Source organism: Nonomuraea sp. NEAU-A123 (assembly GCF_018603905.1).
Classification (GTDB): Bacteria; Actinomycetota; Actinomycetes; order Streptosporangiales; family Streptosporangiaceae; genus Nonomuraea.
Genome location: NZ_JAHFZZ010000013.1, coordinates 61408 through 75682, shown reverse-complemented (window position 1 = coordinate 75682; position 14275 = coordinate 61408). Strand labels below are relative to the sequence as shown.

Annotated in this window: 19 protein-coding genes; 11 read left to right on the top strand and 8 right to left on the bottom strand. The window is 68.4% G+C overall.

Annotated elements, in window-relative coordinates:
* Positions 1–7: 7 nt before the first annotated feature.
* Both KLK06_RS35395 and KLK06_RS35390 read right to left on the bottom strand, forming a co-directional pair.
* On the bottom strand, positions 8–874 hold the full coding sequence (locus tag KLK06_RS35395) for a carbohydrate ABC transporter permease (protein ID WP_214639974.1): 867 nt from the start codon (positions 872–874) through the stop codon (positions 8–10).
* The gene (locus KLK06_RS35390; RefSeq protein WP_214639973.1) at positions 871–1767 is read right to left on the bottom strand and encodes a sugar ABC transporter permease; all 897 of its coding nucleotides are present in this window, start codon (positions 1765–1767) and stop codon (positions 871–873) included. The genes KLK06_RS35395 and KLK06_RS35390 overlap by 4 nt, the downstream gene beginning before the upstream one ends.
* A gap of 423 nt (positions 1768–2190) precedes the next feature.
* Here KLK06_RS35390 and KLK06_RS35385 point away from each other — a divergent pair, with 423 nt between their 5' ends.
* The 4 genes from KLK06_RS35385 (at position 2191) to KLK06_RS35370 (ending at position 6186) form a co-directional block, all read left to right on the top strand.
* Positions 2191–3177 carry a hydroxyacid dehydrogenase gene (locus tag KLK06_RS35385; RefSeq protein WP_308168592.1) on the top strand — a complete coding sequence of 329 codons (987 nt, stop codon included), beginning with the start codon at positions 2191–2193 and terminating at the stop codon, positions 3175–3177.
* Between the two features lie 118 nt (positions 3178–3295).
* The gene (locus KLK06_RS35380) at positions 3296–4141 is read left to right on the top strand and encodes an NAD(P)H-binding protein (RefSeq protein WP_214639972.1); all 846 of its coding nucleotides are present in this window, start codon (positions 3296–3298) and stop codon (positions 4139–4141) included.
* 33 nt (positions 4142–4174) lie between these two features.
* The gene (locus tag KLK06_RS35375; RefSeq protein WP_214639971.1) at positions 4175–4810 is read left to right on the top strand and encodes a TetR/AcrR family transcriptional regulator; all 636 of its coding nucleotides are present in this window, start codon (positions 4175–4177) and stop codon (positions 4808–4810) included.
* Positions 4811–4812: 2 nt separating this feature from the next.
* Positions 4813–6186, top strand: a complete 1374-nt coding sequence (locus tag KLK06_RS35370; RefSeq protein ID WP_214639970.1) for a phenylacetate--CoA ligase family protein — start codon at positions 4813–4815, stop codon at positions 6184–6186.
* A 31-nt stretch (positions 6187–6217) separates the two neighbouring features.
* Here the strand turns inward: KLK06_RS35370 and KLK06_RS35365 are convergent, their stop codons facing one another.
* Positions 6218–7018, bottom strand: a complete 801-nt coding sequence (locus tag KLK06_RS35365; RefSeq protein ID WP_214639969.1) for an alpha/beta fold hydrolase — start codon at positions 7016–7018, stop codon at positions 6218–6220.
* A 60-nt stretch (positions 7019–7078) separates the two neighbouring features.
* Here KLK06_RS35365 and KLK06_RS35360 point away from each other — a divergent pair, with 60 nt between their 5' ends.
* Entirely contained in the window at positions 7079–7498 is a 420-nt protein-coding gene (locus tag KLK06_RS35360) for a MarR family winged helix-turn-helix transcriptional regulator (RefSeq protein ID WP_214639968.1), read from the top strand.
* A 140-nt stretch (positions 7499–7638) separates the two neighbouring features.
* On the opposite strand, the gene KLK06_RS35355 is transcribed toward KLK06_RS35360, so the two are convergent.
* Positions 7639–8184 carry an RICIN domain-containing protein gene (locus tag KLK06_RS35355; protein ID WP_214639967.1) on the bottom strand — a complete coding sequence of 182 codons (546 nt, stop codon included), beginning with the start codon at positions 8182–8184 and terminating at the stop codon, positions 7639–7641.
* Positions 8185–8363: 179 nt separating this feature from the next.
* Here KLK06_RS35355 and KLK06_RS35350 point away from each other — a divergent pair, with 179 nt between their 5' ends.
* Together KLK06_RS35350 and KLK06_RS35345 are read left to right on the top strand one after the other, a co-directional pair.
* Complete coding sequence (locus tag KLK06_RS35350; RefSeq protein WP_214639966.1) at positions 8364–8867, top strand: nucleotidyltransferase domain-containing protein; 504 nt, start codon at positions 8364–8366, stop codon at positions 8865–8867.
* A gap of 39 nt (positions 8868–8906) precedes the next feature.
* Complete coding sequence (locus KLK06_RS35345; protein WP_214639965.1) at positions 8907–9599, top strand: dihydrofolate reductase family protein; 693 nt, start codon at positions 8907–8909, stop codon at positions 9597–9599.
* On the opposite strand, the gene KLK06_RS35340 is transcribed toward KLK06_RS35345, so the two are convergent.
* Together KLK06_RS35340 and KLK06_RS35335 are read right to left on the bottom strand one after the other, a co-directional pair.
* Positions 9596–9844, bottom strand: a complete 249-nt coding sequence (locus tag KLK06_RS35340) for a hypothetical protein (protein WP_214639964.1) — start codon at positions 9842–9844, stop codon at positions 9596–9598. The two genes, KLK06_RS35345 and KLK06_RS35340, sit on opposite strands and share 4 nt — an antisense overlap.
* On the bottom strand, positions 9841–10695 hold the full coding sequence (locus KLK06_RS35335) for a hypothetical protein (protein WP_214639963.1): 855 nt from the start codon (positions 10693–10695) through the stop codon (positions 9841–9843). The genes KLK06_RS35340 and KLK06_RS35335 overlap by 4 nt, the downstream gene beginning before the upstream one ends.
* Before the next feature lie 148 nt (positions 10696–10843).
* Here KLK06_RS35335 and KLK06_RS35330 point away from each other — a divergent pair, with 148 nt between their 5' ends.
* Both KLK06_RS35330 and KLK06_RS35325 read left to right on the top strand, forming a co-directional pair.
* Positions 10844–11152 (top strand): helix-turn-helix transcriptional regulator, encoded by a 309-nt coding sequence (locus KLK06_RS35330; RefSeq protein WP_214639962.1) that lies wholly within the window; start codon positions 10844–10846, stop codon positions 11150–11152.
* Positions 11153–11154: 2 nt separating this feature from the next.
* Positions 11155–11724 (top strand): SRPBCC family protein, encoded by a 570-nt coding sequence (locus tag KLK06_RS35325; RefSeq protein ID WP_214639961.1) that lies wholly within the window; start codon positions 11155–11157, stop codon positions 11722–11724.
* 15 nt (positions 11725–11739) lie between these two features.
* Here the strand turns inward: KLK06_RS35325 and KLK06_RS35320 are convergent, their stop codons facing one another.
* Positions 11740–12279 carry a DinB family protein gene (locus tag KLK06_RS35320; protein WP_214639960.1) on the bottom strand — a complete coding sequence of 180 codons (540 nt, stop codon included), beginning with the start codon at positions 12277–12279 and terminating at the stop codon, positions 11740–11742.
* Between the two features lie 64 nt (positions 12280–12343).
* Between KLK06_RS35320 and KLK06_RS35315 the strand changes: the two genes are divergently transcribed.
* Positions 12344–12496, top strand: a complete 153-nt coding sequence (locus KLK06_RS35315) for a hypothetical protein (RefSeq protein WP_214639959.1) — start codon at positions 12344–12346, stop codon at positions 12494–12496.
* The gene (locus KLK06_RS35310) at positions 12493–13077 is read left to right on the top strand and encodes a hypothetical protein (protein ID WP_214639958.1); all 585 of its coding nucleotides are present in this window, start codon (positions 12493–12495) and stop codon (positions 13075–13077) included. Before KLK06_RS35315 ends, KLK06_RS35310 begins: the two co-directional genes overlap by 4 nt.
* A gap of 66 nt (positions 13078–13143) precedes the next feature.
* On the opposite strand, the gene KLK06_RS35305 is transcribed toward KLK06_RS35310, so the two are convergent.
* Positions 13144–14157 carry a phosphotransferase enzyme family protein gene (locus tag KLK06_RS35305; protein ID WP_214639957.1) on the bottom strand — a complete coding sequence of 338 codons (1014 nt, stop codon included), beginning with the start codon at positions 14155–14157 and terminating at the stop codon, positions 13144–13146.
* Between the last annotated feature and the right edge of the window lie 118 nt (positions 14158–14275).

Below are 14275 nucleotides of genomic sequence, written 5' to 3'. Positions count from 1 at the left end.
AGCGAGGTCAGCCCTTGGTGGCGCCAAGGGTGATGCCTTTGACGAAGTAGCGCTGGGCGAAGGGGTAGGCCAGCAGGATCGGGCCGATCGTGACGGCCGTGAGGGCCAGCCGGAGCTGGTAGACCGGAGTCGCCTGCTCGGCGAGCTGCGGCAGCATCTGAGTGAACGAGATGTTGGAGATCAGGTTCTGCAGGACCAGGGGGAGCGGGAACTTGTGGACGTCGTCGATGAACAGCAGCGCGGTGAACCACTCGTTCCAGTAGTGCACGGCGTAGAACAGGCCCACGACGGCGAGGATCGGTTTGGACAGCGGCAGCGCGATCTGGAAGAAGATCCGCAGCTCGCCAGCGCCGTCCACCTTGGCCGACTCGAAGATCGACGCGGGGAGCTGGCGGAAGGCGCTCACCTGGATGAAGACCAGGAACGGCGCGACCAGCAGCGGCAGGATCACGGCGAAATAGCTGTTCTGCAGGTGCAGGTACTGCGTGACCAGCAGGTACAGCGGTACGAGCCCTCCGGTGAACAGCATCGGCAGGTAGGCGAAGACGGTCAGCGGCCGGCTGATGTACGGCAGGCGCCGGGCGATGACCCAGCTCACCCCCGAGGTCACGGCCAGGGACAGGGCGGTGCCGACCACGGTGATGAAGACACTGGCGATGTAGGCGTCGAGCACCGCCGGACCGGTGAAGATCATCTTGTACGCGGTGAGGTCGAAGGCCGAGGGGAAGACGCTGTACCCGGTCACCGCAAGGTCCACCTCGCTGGTGAAGGACCCCGAGATGATCAGCCAGAACGGGATGGCGCAGGCCAGCACGGCGAATCCGACGCCGACGATGCTGATGATCGTGAAGGGCTCCAGCTTTCTACGGCTCATAGGACGCTGGTCTCCTTGGCGTACTTGCGCTGGATCATGACCGCGATCACCACGAAAATGAACCCGACCACCGACTGGAACAGGCCCACCGCGGCGGTGGTGCCGAAGTCGCCGAGCTGACGCAGGGCGCGGAAGACGTACGTGTCGATGACGTCCGTCGTGTCGAAGAGGGTGCCGTTGTCACCGACGATCGCGTAGATGGTGCCGAAGTCGCCGTAGAAGATGCGGCCGACACCCAGCACCGTCAGGACCCCGGCGGTGGGCCGCAGCAGCGGAAGGGTGATCCGCCAGGCCATCTGCGCCCTCGACGCGCCATCGATCATCCCGGCCTCGTAGACCTCCTCGGGGATCCCGGTGATCGCGGCCAGGAAGATGACGCTCATGTACCCGCCGAGCTGCCAGACCTTCACCACGGTGAGGATCCACGGCCACGGTCCCGGCTCGGTGTACCAGTCCAACGTGGGCAGGGAGAACACGTTCAGCATGTCGTTGACGGCCCCGCCCCCGCCGGAGGCGCCCGCGAGGAAGACCTGCAACATGATGCTGATCACTACAGGAGAGACGAAGTAGGGGAAGAAGACCACGGACTGGGAGACCCGTTTGAAAAGCGTGCTCCGGATCTCGTTCAGCATGATCGCCAGAGTGACCCCTGCGGCGAGGGTCGTGGCCAGGAACAGCGCGTTGAGGAAGACCGTGTTGAACAGGATCCGCGCCGCGTCCCCGGAATCCAGGAAGTACCTGAAGTTCTCCAGACCGTTCCACGGGCTGTCGAAGATGCCCTGAGAGACGTCGAAGGCCTTGAACGCGACCACCAGACCGGCCATGGGCAGGTAGTTGAAGACCACGAAGTAGATGACCGCCGGCAGCGCGAGCAGCCCGGCCGCCAGGCTCACCCGCGCCCTCCTGGACCGGACGCGACGCTTGGTCTTGGGCGGCTCTGACGGCGGTCTCGGCTGCGTTTCCCGCCTGGTCTGTACCCTGCTCATCGCCAAGACTGCTCTCTCGCCGCACTCGGCCGGTGGCATCGGGTGCCGTTCATGACATTCCTCCAGATCGGGCATCACGGCAGTTCTGCGCTCTGACATCCGCCGCGATGGTTGGCGGAGCTGTCCGGCGATAGAAACCGGTCTCTGCGAACGCTACGACTGCACGGCTCGTCCCACAAGAATGCGTTACGGATACGTTACAATAGACTACTCTTTGATCAAGAGAGATGCAGCTACCAGCGCAAATGTTGGCTTCCGGGGAAGCGTTGACCATTTAGCGGCCGTGGTTCTACCGTAGAAACCGATATCTACGAAGTGGAGGGCTACTCCGTGTCCACCCGCCCCAAGGCGCTGTTCGCCATGCACGAGGAACATCTCGCGCTGCTCTTCCCCGCGCCCCTGCTGCGGCGTCTGGACACGATCGCGGACATCGACGTGACGCTGGTCGCCGAGCGGTTCGACGATCCCCGCCTGTCCCTCGCCGACACCGAGATCCTGATCACCGGCTGGGGCTGCCCCCCGCTGGACGAGGAACTGCTGACCGCCGCCCCCAGGCTGCGGGCCGTGCTGCACGCGGCCGGCTCGGTGAAGAACCTGGTCTCCCCTGCCTGCTGGGAGCGCGATCTGCTGATCTCCTCGGCGGCCGACGCCAACGCGGTGCCCGTGGCCGAATACACCGTCGGCGCGATCCTGCTGGCCGGCAAGGGCGTCTTCACCCTGAGCGAGCGCTACCGGCGCGAGCGCGCCTTCACCCTCGCCCAGATCCAGCGCTCGGTCGGTAACTACGGCAGGCGGGTGGGCATCGTCGGCGCCTCCCGGATCGGCCGCAAGGTGATCGACCTGCTCGCGCCCTACGACCTGGACCTGTGCCTGTACGACCCCTACACCAGCGTCGAGGGGATACGGCAGGCATCACTCGAAGAGCTGCTCAGCCGCAGCGACATCGTCAGCCTGCACGCCCCGGCCACCCCGGAGACCAGGCACATGCTGGACCGCGAACGCCTGGAGCTGATGCCGGACGGCGCGGTGCTGATCAACACGGCCCGGGGCAGCCTGGTGGACACCGACGCGCTGGTGACCGAGCTGAAGTCGGGGCGGCTGTCGGCGATCCTCGACGTCACCGAGCCGGAGCCGCTCCCGCCGCACTCGCAGCTCTTCGACCTGCCCAACGTCTTCCTCACCCCGCACATCGCCGGCTCGCATGGCAATGAGTTGTCCCGGATGGGCGCCGCGGTGCTGGACGAGTTGGAACGGCTGGCTACCGGGCTGCCGCTGGCGCATCGGGTGACCTATGACGACCTGGAGAGGGCGGCCTGACGATGCTCGGGCGTGGATGTAGACGATCGCGTATGAATCCCGTACTTTAAAGCATTGGTCATCCTCTCTGGCCTCTCTACGTTTGAGCATCAGTTGATCCTTCAAGGGGAGGCATCGGATGCCACAACGAATTTTGGTCACCGGAGCGACCGGCACAGTCGGTCGCCAGGTGGTAGCGCAACTGCTGGAGGCCGGGGCCGAGGTCCGCGCGCTGACCCGGGGACCGGCCGATCTCCCGCCCTCCGTCGAGAGTGTGCGCGGTGATCTGTCGGTGCTCGATTCCCTGTACACCGCTGTCGAGGGCGTCGAGGCGGTGTTCCTGGTCTGGCCGTTCGCCTCGGCTGAGGGGCTGGAGGCGGTGCTGGCGGTGGCGGCCGAGCATGCCCGCCGGGTGGTCTATCTGTCATCGGCGGCGGTTCGTGAGCATGAACGGCAGGCCGAGCGGCTGATCGAACGGTCCGGGCTGGAGTGGACGATCCTGCGCCCGCACGCCTTCGCGGCCAACACCCTGCGCTGGGCCGAACAGATCCGCGCGGAGGGCGTGGTGCGCGCGCCGTACGGGCAGGCCGCGATGTCCCTGGTGCACGAGCGGGACATCGCGGCGGTCGCGGTGCGGGCACTGACCCGGGACGGACACGACGGCGCCGTGTACGAGCTGACCGGGCCGGACTCGCTGACCCAGGCCGAGCAGGCGCGCGTCATCGGTGAGGCGATCGGCCGCCCGGTGCGCTGGGAGGAGACCTCCCCGCAGGATGCCCGGCGGCAGCTGCTGGCCCGCGGCTGGCCGCCCGAGGCCGTGGACGGCATCCTGCGCGCCCAGGCCGACATGGCCAACGGCCCGGCGCCGGTCACCGCCACCGTGGAGCAGGTCACCGGGGGTGCGGCGCGCACGTTCCGCTCGTGGGCGGCCGAGCACGAGCACGCCTTTCGCACTAACCTGCGGAGCGCGCAATATTCCGGTTGATAGGAAAGTTCTGGTAGGCGTATATTTGGGGTCATGGAGGAGACGCGGCGCGAACGGAAGAAGCGGCTGACCAGACAGCGGATCGTCATGGCGGCCATCAGGCTGTTCGAGGAGCAGGGCTATGAGCAGACCACGATGGCGCAGATCGCCGCGGCGGCGGATGTCGACCCCAAGACGTTCTCCAACTACTTCCGCAGCAAGGACGAGGTGCTCTTCGTCGACGTCGGGCGGGACTACGACGTGATGTTCGAAGCGATCGCGGAGCGCCGGCCGCAAGAGAGCCCGGGCGAGGTGCTGGGCAGGATGGTCCAGGAGTACCGAGCCCACCGACGGCCCAAGGTTCCCCGCAGGGAACCCGAGGAGCTGTCGGCAACGGCCCGGCTGGTCCTGACCTCGCCGGCGCTCCAGGCGAAAAGCCTGTACCTGCTGTTGGAGCTGCAGCAACGGCTCGCCGATGAGCTGCTGAAGGCGTTCCCCGGTCAACTGGACCCGATCACGGCGGCGGCGATGATCGGATCCCTGCTGGGCGCCATTCAGCAGGCGGGCCTGGCGAGCGTCCAGCTCGGCCGGTCGCAGGAGGAACTGTGGGAGGCCACCCAGCGTGCCCTCGACATCGCCCTGTCCGGCCTGCTTTCGGTGCGGCCGCCCACCGGGGAAAGGACCAACTGATCATGGAAGAGAGCGCCCGGCAACTCGCTCGCGACGCGCGCCGCGCCATGCGCGAAGGACCCGCGGCGATCGCGCGGCGGCAGCGTGCGCACCTGGCCGAGATGGTGGCCTATGCCCGCGCCAACTCGCCGTACTACCGCGAGCTGTACCGAGACCTGCCGGAGCAGGTCGACGACCCCACGCTGCTGCCGGTCACCGACAAGAAGACACTGATGGGCCGCTTCGACGACTGGGTCACCGACCGCGAGGTGACCCTCGAGCGCGTCCAGGCGTTCGTGGCCGACCCCACCCTCGTGGGGGAGCGGTTCTGCGGCCGGTATCTGGTGGCCACGACCACCGGCACCAGTGGGGTGCGCGGCATCTTCCTGATGGATGAGCGGAGCATGACCGTGGAGACCTCCCTCGGGTCACGCGCCAGCGCCGGTGTGGGAGTCGGCGACGTCCTCCGCACCCTCGCGCGCGCCGGCCGTAGCGCCATCATGTCCGCACCCGGCGGCCATTTTCTCAGCGCCGCCTCGACGGCCCGGTTCCGCCGGGACAGCCCGCTGCTCGGCCGGGCGATGCGGACCTTCTCGATACACCAGCCAATGCCGGAACTCACCGCCGAGCTCAACCGGTACAACCCCGCGATCCTGGTCGGCTTCTTGAGCACGCTCACGCTGCTGGCCGGCGAGCAGGAAGCCGGTCGCCTGCGCATCCACCCGGTGCTGATCATCGTCGGCGGTGAGACGTCGACGGCGGGCGACCTGGAGCGGCTCGCCACCGCCTTCCGGGCCAAGGTGCGCGTCGCCTACGCCGCCACCGAGTGCAGCTTCCTCAGCATCGGCTGCCGGCACGGCTGGTACCACGTCAACAGCGACTGGGCCGTGCTCGAGCCGGTCGACGCCGATCACCGGCCTGTCGCGCCGGGTGAGTTGTCGCACACGGTCCTGGTCAGCAACCTCGTCAACCGCGTTCAGCCGATCCTGCGCTACGACCTCGGTGACAGCGTCCTGCTCCGCCCCGATCCCTGCCCGTGCGGCAACCCGCTGCCCGCCATCCAGGTGCGGGGCCGCGCCGCCGACATGCTCACCTTCCCCACCGGTCGCGGCGAGAACGTCAGCATCTCGCCCATGGCCTTCGGCACCCTGCTGGACCGCGCCCCCGGCATCGAACAGTTCCAGATCGTCCAGACCGCGCCCACCACGCTGCGCGTGCGCCTGCAGCCCGAGGACGGCGCCGACGCCGACCGCGTGTGGGAGGCGGTACGCGGCGAGATCACCCACCTGCTCACCGAGCACAAGGCCGGTGACGTCACGCTCGAACGCGCCGAGGAGCCGCCGCAGCGGGCGCCGGGCGGCAAGTACCGCAGGATCATCCCGCTGGCCAAGCCGTGACCATCATCGGTGGTGTGCGGTTCGCTCGTGGTCACTGAGCATTGATGGGAGCGGTGCTCATCTGGTGCAGGTAGGCGTCGATCAACGCGTGCGTGGCGCGCGGTTGTTCGATCTGTGGCAGGTGGCCGGCCTCGGGGATGATCTCTAGCCGGGCGTTGCCGAAGGCGGCCGCGTACGCCGTGCCGTAGGCGGGGGTGACGATGCGGTCGCTCTCTCCCCAGAGCAGCAGGGTAGGCAGGTCGACGCGGGCCAGGCGGTGCGCGAGTTTGGGGTCGTGCATGTAGGGGTCGCCGGCCAGGATGCGCATGGTGGCCATGTTCGACTGCCGGAGGGCGAGCTGCTCGGTGGGAATGTCGGCGGGGTCGACGTAGAAGCGGGCCGAGTCGTGCCAGGAGTACTCGGCGACGCCGCGGGCGTCGAGGGCGAAGAAGTCTCTGATCGGTTCGGTGGGGACGTCTACGCCGACGGGGTCGATCAGCACGAGCCCGGTGATGATCCCCGCGTTGTCGAGCACGGCCATCTCGGCGGCGGTCCAGCCGCCGAGCGAGGAGCCGATGACGAGCACGTCGGACAGCTGATGGTCACGCAGGTAGTGCAGGTAGGCAAGGGCGAGGTCGTCGATGCCGGTGAACCAGTCAGGGCGGGGGGTGCCGTCCCAGCCGGGATGGGTGGGGGCGATGGTGTGGGTGGTCCGCGCGAGATGGTCGGCGAGCCCGGCGACGGTGGCGGGGCCGCCACCGCCGTGCAGGACCAGGACGGGCCGGCCGGTTCCGGCCTCGGACAGGGTGAGCGGCAGGTCCGGGTAGAGCGCGATGGTGCGGGGTGTAGGCATGGCCTCACCATAACTAAACTTGTTGATATAAGCTAGTTGAGTAAGAGCTAGACTGGTTCCATGCCCGGTGAACTGCAAGTCCTTGGAAGAGCGGTCAAGCAAGCCCAGTACCGGCAACACCGGGCGCTGGACAGCCGGCTCGCCACCGTTGGCACCACGCTGGCCCAGTGGGATGCCCTGCGCGCGATCAGCCGTACGCCTGGGGCATCCGCCCGTGCTCTGGCCACGGCGACGTTCCAGAGCGAGCAGGCGTTCGGCACGCTCGCCAACCGGCTGGTGACGCAGGGCCTGATCGAGCGCAGGCCGGGCCATGGGCGACGTATCGAGCACCATCTGACGCCCGCCGGCGAGCAGGTGCTCGACGCGGGGCACCAGGTCGCCGACGAAGTCCTGGCCACCTGCTATTCGACCCTGTCGCCAGGGGACCGCGCGACCCTGCTCGATCTGCTGCGACGCCTCAACGAGGGCGGCGACGCATGACCTCTCGCGAGGTCCTGCCGTAACCAGCAGAAAGAGGCGCTTCACCAGCCAAAGGCGGTGAAGGCCTCTTTCGTTGTGTCCGGCTGTTCACGCCAGGCTACGGCCGCGGGAACGCGGCCCGGCGAGCCCGATCGTGTCGCTCAGGCGAGTCGCCACTCCTGGTTGCGCTGCCCGGGCAGGCAGGTCCACTGGTGAACGTTGGCCCCCTCGGAGATGCTGACACCCGCCACGTCCAGGCACTTGCCGCTGTGCCGAGCGACGACGGTGAAGTAGCCGTTGTCCTTCTGGACGAGCCGCCATTCCTGGTTGCGCTGGGCGAACAGGCAGGTCCACTGGTGGACGTTGGCTCCGTCGGCGGTGCTGACGCCCGAGACGTCCAGGCACTTGCCGCTGTGCGTGGCGCGGAGGGTGTAGTAACCATCGCTGGTCGCCACGAAGTTCCACTCCTGGTTGGCCTGGCCGTTGATGCAGGTCCACTGGTGGACGTTGGCTCCGTCGGCCGTGCTGACGCCGGCGACGTCCAGGCACTTGCCACTGTGACGGGCCACCAGGGTCGCCGAGAACTTGGGGAGCAGCCGTTCCGGGGCGCCGGCGGTGACGGCGTTCGCCGCTGACGCCGTGGTGAACGGACCGGCGAGCAGGGCAGCCGCGATAGCTACGGCTTGACCAGCATGAATGAGTGTCATCGAACCTCCTGAGACGCTCTCGAAAGATCAGCAGGTCCGTAGTAACACGGATCACTCAGCGTATCGGCGAGTTGCCGTGTGTATTGATCTTCGTGTCGCATCCCAAGTACAGGGCCATGATCGGGTGGGTCCTCAGCCGGTATCTGCCGTCCACCGCAGGACGGGGCAGAATGCCCCGCATGATGGATGCGAGTGTGCTGCTGCGGGTGTTGACGCTCCTGCGCGACGTGCGGTGCGAGGTATGGGTTGCCGGTGGATGGGGCATCGACGCCCTGATCGGCAAGGTCACCCGCGAGCACCGCGACCTTGACCTGTTGCACCGCGTCGAGCAGGAGCCGCTGCTGATCGAGACGCTGGAGGCCGCCGGGTTCGCCGAGCAGCCCGATGCCTCGCCGGGCCGGCCCGTCCGCTTCGTCATGATGGACCAGCATGGACACGAGCTGGACCTGCATCCGCTGCGGTTCGAGGCGGACGGCTCCGCCGTCCAGCAAGCCGACGATCACGGAGGCGTCTTTGTCTATCCGGCGGACGCCTTCACCACGGGCCTGATCGAGAGCGCTGCGGTGGGCTGCCTGTCAGCCGCCCAGCAGGTGGCATTCCACCAGGGCTACGAACCCAGCGACCGTGACCGTCACGACATGGCCCAACTGCGCGAGGCATTCGGTATCGCCACCCACTTCTAGGGCTGTTCAAGGCGTACGGAGGCCTTAAGGATTCCGTAAATGGGTTTCGGCAAGCTGAAGGCACAGGAAAACGGCGGGCCGGACGGGCCCGCTTTCCGCACCACGAGTGAGAAGAGTGGGCAGATGGCGAGCAGGCTGGTGGTTTCGACCTTCGTGTCGCTGGACGGTGTCATGCAGGGGCCCGGCGGGGTCGGTGAGGACGACTCCAATGACTTCCCGCATGGCGGATGGCTGCCCCCGCACGTGGATGAGGGGTTCGGCCGCATCATGAGCGAGCAGTTCGAGCGCGCGGACGGCATGCTTCTGGGTCGCAGGTCGTACGAGATCCTCGCCTCGCACTGGCCCGACGTGCCCGACGAGGAGGGCGGCGCCAAGATCAACGGCATGGCGAAGTACGTCGCCACGCGGACGCCGATGAACGCCGAGTGGCGCAACACCCAGGTCCTGGTGGGCGAGGCCGCTCAGACGGTCGCCGAGCTCAAGCAGCGCACCGACGGCGAGATCCTCGTCCAGGGCAGCAGCGACCTCATGCGTACGCTGCAGCAGGCCGAACTGATCGACGAGTACCGCCTGCTGGTCTTCCCGGTCATCCTCGGCCAGGGAAAGCGGCTCTTCGCCGAAGGGACCACTCCGGCTGGGCTGAAGGTCACCGGGTCGACCGTCACCGACGCCGGCGTCGTGTACACCACCTACGAGTGGGCGGGCAAACCCTCTTACGGTTCTGTCGCTTAGCCGCGAATGGTGAGCGTGGAGGCGAGGACGTAATCAACCTGGACGTGCCGGTAGGTGATGTTCTCCTCCACGCGATCCGGCAGGTTGGACCGATCGCTGCCGGAGCCTGACTCGTGACCGGGGCGGCCGGAGAACTCGACGTGCGTCTGCGGCGCCTCGTCGAAGCGGAGCTCGTCCGCCTTCACCGTGGCGGTGAGAACGATGTCCGGCTCATGGGGGAGCGGCTGCCCGCCATCGGCGTTCATGAGGGCCTCTCCGGTCGCCGGACCGGCCTGGGGCGCTCGCGCTCGGTCTCCTCCGGGGGGTGACGTCGGACGGGCTTGCCTTCCCGTACGGCGCGCTTTGCGGTCCGCTTCGGCACCCGGTCGCGGTCACGTACGGGCTCGTCGTCCCCCTCGCCTCCGCCTTTGACCGTGCCGCCCACGGATTCGGCCGTCTTACCGGCTCCCCGGCCGACTTCCTCGACGGCTGCGCTGGTGCCCCCGCCGAGGTCTTCCAAGACTTCCCCGGTTCCGCGGCCGACCTCATGGACGGCTCCGCCGGTTCCGCGGCCGACTTCTTCCACGGCTTCCCCGGCTCCGCGCCCGACGTCTTCCACGGCTCTTCCTGTTCCCCGGCCGAGTTCGCCGACGGCATGGCCGGCGCCGGTTCCGACGTCACGAAGAGTCGACTCCAGGCCGCGCGTCAGGTTCTCGAGGATCTGCGGATTCTGATCGATGGTCCGCAGCACCCTGTCAAGGATCAGCGCGACGTTGTCGAGTCGTACCTTGAGCAGCGCCTGGGCCTCGACGCCCTTGATGTCCAGCGCCACCCGGCCGAGCCCCACATCCGCTCCCACGCTGAGCCGGAGCAGGTCGAGGACTTCGGCGCTCAGTGACACCCGTGCCCGGAGATCGTCCACCTCGAGGTGGATCTCGTCCACCTTGAGCAGGGGAACGTCGAGGAACACATCCGGCTCGTCGCTCACAGCCCTCTCGCCCAACGCGATCTCGTCGTGCTCCAGCTCCTGGGCGTCGGTTCCGAGCTGCCCATTCGGCTGTTCACGCGGGCTCCGGTATCGGTACCGACGGGGTTGCTTCGCTGCACGGTCGGACATGTGCCCGCCTCGGTTCTTTCGGTATCTCTCTCACCACGATACCGAAAGCACCCAAAACACCACAAAAGGCGAATATAAGGCCATAATTCATGGCGTGTGAGACATGTATACCTTGACGGGCATATACTTGGCAGGGAATATAGGAGGCATGTCCGTCGATACGTTCTCCGTGCTCTCCGAACCGACCCGGCGCCGGATTCTCGGCCGGCTCCTGGAAGCCGAGAGCAGCGTGAACGATCTGGTCGACGCGCTCGACGTCAGCCAGCCCACGGTCTCCAAGCAGTTGAAGGTGCTCAGGGAAGCCGGTTTCGTCACCTGTCGTACGGAGGCGCAGCGGCGGATCTACCGCATTCAGGCGGGTCCCTTCCAGGCACTCGACGACTGGCTTCAGCCGTATCGTGCCCTGTGGGACCGGCACCTCGACGCTCTCGAGCGCCACCTCAACAATCTGGAGTAATCATGACCTCCGACGCATACCACCCGAGCCTGCCGGCCCAGGTCGGCTGCGAGGCGACGGAAGACCGCTGGACGCTGGTCTTCACCCGCGACCTGCGCCATCCGCCCGAGAAAGTGTGGGCCGCGCTGACCGAGCCCGAACAACTCGCCGCGTGGGCCCCCTACACCGCCGACCGCGATCTCTCCCAGGCGGGCCACGCCACGATCACGATGATCGACGACGAGAAGCCCCAGGACATGGCGGCCGAGGTGGTGCGCGCCGAACCACCGACGCTGCTGGAGTACACCCTCGGCACCGACCTGCTGCGCTGGGAACTGGCGGCCACCGACACCGGTTCCCGGCTGACCCTGCGGCACACCGTCCAGGACCGCGACTGGCTCCCGAAGGTCGCGGCCGGCTGGCACCTCTGCCTCGACGTGGCCGAGAAACTGCTCGAGGGGCATCCGATCCCGCCGATCCGCGGCGCGGCAGCCGTCGACTTCGGCTGGTCCGAACTCAACGATCAGTACGCGCAGAAGTTCGGCATCCCCAATACCGGCCTGCCCGAACACCTGAAGGGTGAGGAAGCGTAGGGCCCCACGGGGCGGTTACTCGCCGGTCAGCCCGTCCACCGACTCCCGGATGAGGTCGGCATGCCCGTTATGCCGCGCGTACTCCTCGACCAGATGGAACAGGATCCATCGCAGGCTGGGCGCCCGGCCGTCGGGCCAGGTGCGCCGGGCCAGCCGCTCCAGGCCGCCGTCGGCCATCGCCTCCGCGACCAGGACGCGGGACCGGGCCACGGTGTCCTGCCAGAGTGCATGGAGTTGTTCCGGGGCGTCCTCGGCGGCCGAGTGCCAGTCCCAGTCGGGGTCGGCCTGCCAGTCCACCGTGTCCCACGGGGGTTCCGGGTCTCGCCCGTGCAGCCACGTCGAGATCCAGTCGCTCTCGACGCAGGCCAGGTGCTTGAGCATCCCGCCCAGAGTCATCGGCGAGGCGGCGACGGTCGCGCTCAGGCCGGCCGCGTCCAGTCCCGCGCACTTCCACGCCAGGGTCGCGCGCTGGTACTCCAGGAAGCCCAGGAGCGTGCCGACCTCGTCGGCCGCAAGAGGAGGTTCCGGGCGTCCCTGCTCGTCCAGGTCGATCATGCGCGGTTAGTCTACGGCGGCGCCTGGCGAGCTGCCAGCCGTAGGGCGGCGTACCGTCACGGTTGTGTCGTCGTCTCCGACGCTACCGGGCCGCGACTCGGTCGGCACTGTCGCCGAAGTCCGTACGCGCTTCGCCGCCGGGCTCGAGATCGGCGCGGGCCCGTACGAAGGGCTGGAGATGTCCACTGGCCGGCTGCGTACCGGGAGCTGGGTATGAGCGATTATCTCGGGCCGCGCGTGGTCCTGGTGCCTGATCTGGGCGAGGACCTGGCCCGTGCGGTGGGAGAGCTGGAGGCGTTGCTGCTGACCCTGCGGGCCGCCGAGGACGACGGGGCGGTGCTGCCGGGGGCTCTGGCGGGCGGGGCCGCGCTGGCCGCATTGAGGCGGTTTTGGCGGGCGGTGGCGCCCACCCAGGGGCGGCGCGCGACCGCCGCGTGGCTGCCAGGATGGTTGTACGCCTCCAGCGGCCGGGTGGAGCTTGTCCCGCTGCGGTTGGTCGACGTCGACCCGATTGATGTGGCGACCTTGTCGGCGGCCGCCGTCATGCTCGGCGTCGGCGTAGGGGCGGTGCGGGAGGCATTGGAGGCCGGTTGCGCGGATCTGTCCGGCTACGGGCTTGCCGCTGTGGCGGCAGGTATCAGCGGCCTGCTGGATCTGGCCGACACCGCCGAGTCCATCCTGTTGCGTGAGCGCCTGGGCGCTGCCGGGCCCGGTGCCGATGTCGTCCTCACCCCGGTGGAGGAGGGGGCGTACCAGGCCACGGCGGATCGGCTCAACGCGATGTGGCCCCGTCGCTGACCGATGCCGGCGCTCGGCATCCACCGCGCGGACGGGCCGTCATATCGGCTGACTGCCGCGGTCGTGTCAGCTCCAGCACGTCCCGTGGGTGCGTGTCAGCTCCAGCACGTCGGCCAACTGCCGTGGGGTCGGCAGGATGCGCAGTCCCTCGTCGATCTCGCGTTCCGCCCACTCGCGGTGCCGCGGCTCGGCGCGCGGGTCGAGCGCGACGCGTGCCTGGACCCGCAGGAAGTTCAGGCGGGAGGCAAGGAGCATCGAGAAGTCCGCCGGTTCGGTGATGCGGCCCGGGCCGCCCTCACGCACGTACGCCTCGTACATGCCGCGCATGGTGTCGAGGTCGGCGATCGAGTTGTCGCAGAACCAGTCGAACAGCGCCCGGGCCAGTTCCCGGCCCGGCTCGGCCGGACCGAGGTTGTCCCAGTCGACGACCACCAGTGCGCCGGTGGGGTCGGCGAGGACGTTCTCCGGGTGCAGGTCGCGATGGCAGACGATCAGCCGGGCGGGATCGGCGGGCGCGACCGCCGCGCACAGCTCGGGCAGCGTGGTCAGCAGGTCGGCCAATCGCGCGGCCCACACCACGCCCGGCGCGGACGCTTCCGCCCACCCGGCGGACGCTTCCGCCCACTCATGCGCTGTGGGGACGCGGTCGTACCAGGGATCGGGCGGTCCGCCACCCGGCTCGACCGTCGCGGCTGGTGCGCACTGGTGCAGGCGTGCGAACAGCGCCCCGAGTTCTCGCGGCGTGGCCGGGGCCGTCAGCTCGATCGGCCGCAGGTCGAGCCAGTCGTACAGGCGCAGCCACGACCCGCCGGGCGGCGCGAGCAGGTGGCGCCCTGCGCGGTCGGGGTGGCTCGCGGGCAGCCGCACGCCCGCCTCGGCCGCCCGCCGCGCGAACGCCAGCTCCGCCTCGATCAACGCCTCCGACGGCGGCTCGGCGAAGATCTCTTTGAGCGCGTAGCGTGCCGCGCCGACGTCCAGCCGCCAGATCTGCCCCAGCGCACCCCGCGGCCCCGGGGTCGCCACGACGTCCTCATCCCACCCGAACGCCTCCCGCACGTACGCGACCAGCTCCTCGACCACGGTCAGACTCCCGTGGACAGCAAGGACGACCGGCGGGTGAGCACCGCGAAGATCTGGGGGACGAGGTTCACGCGAACAAGTATGGACCGCTTGGGGGGTCCGCAGGCTCTGGGCATCG

Bases quoted from the DNA above. Each gene is read 5' to 3' on its own strand.
- KLK06_RS35395 (WP_214639974.1), bottom strand. From the start codon at position 874: ATGAGCCGTAGAAAGCTGGAGCCCTTCACGATCATCAGCATCGTCGGC.
- KLK06_RS35380 (WP_214639972.1), top strand. From the start codon at position 3,296: ATGCCACAACGAATTTTGGTCACCGGAGCGACCGGCACAGTCGGTCGC.
- KLK06_RS35375 (WP_214639971.1), top strand. From the start codon at position 4,175: ATGGAGGAGACGCGGCGCGAACGGAAGAAGCGGCTGACCAGACAGCGG.
- KLK06_RS35370 (WP_214639970.1), top strand. From the start codon at position 4,813: ATGGAAGAGAGCGCCCGGCAACTCGCTCGCGACGCGCGCCGCGCCATG.
- KLK06_RS35365 (WP_214639969.1), bottom strand. From the start codon at position 7,018: ATGCCTACACCCCGCACCATCGCGCTCTACCCGGACCTGCCGCTCACC.
- KLK06_RS35360 (WP_214639968.1), top strand. From the start codon at position 7,079: ATGCCCGGTGAACTGCAAGTCCTTGGAAGAGCGGTCAAGCAAGCCCAG.
- KLK06_RS35355 (WP_214639967.1), bottom strand. From the start codon at position 8,184: ATGACACTCATTCATGCTGGTCAAGCCGTAGCTATCGCGGCTGCCCTG.
- KLK06_RS35350 (WP_214639966.1), top strand. From the start codon at position 8,364: ATGATGGATGCGAGTGTGCTGCTGCGGGTGTTGACGCTCCTGCGCGAC.
- KLK06_RS35345 (WP_214639965.1), top strand. From the start codon at position 8,907: ATGGGTTTCGGCAAGCTGAAGGCACAGGAAAACGGCGGGCCGGACGGG.
- KLK06_RS35340 (WP_214639964.1), bottom strand. From the start codon at position 9,844: ATGAACGCCGATGGCGGGCAGCCGCTCCCCCATGAGCCGGACATCGTT.
- KLK06_RS35335 (WP_214639963.1), bottom strand. From the start codon at position 10,695: ATGTCCGACCGTGCAGCGAAGCAACCCCGTCGGTACCGATACCGGAGC.
- KLK06_RS35330 (WP_214639962.1), top strand. From the start codon at position 10,844: ATGTCCGTCGATACGTTCTCCGTGCTCTCCGAACCGACCCGGCGCCGG.
- KLK06_RS35325 (WP_214639961.1), top strand. From the start codon at position 11,155: ATGACCTCCGACGCATACCACCCGAGCCTGCCGGCCCAGGTCGGCTGC.
- KLK06_RS35320 (WP_214639960.1), bottom strand. From the start codon at position 12,279: ATGATCGACCTGGACGAGCAGGGACGCCCGGAACCTCCTCTTGCGGCC.
- KLK06_RS35310 (WP_214639958.1), top strand. From the start codon at position 12,493: ATGAGCGATTATCTCGGGCCGCGCGTGGTCCTGGTGCCTGATCTGGGC.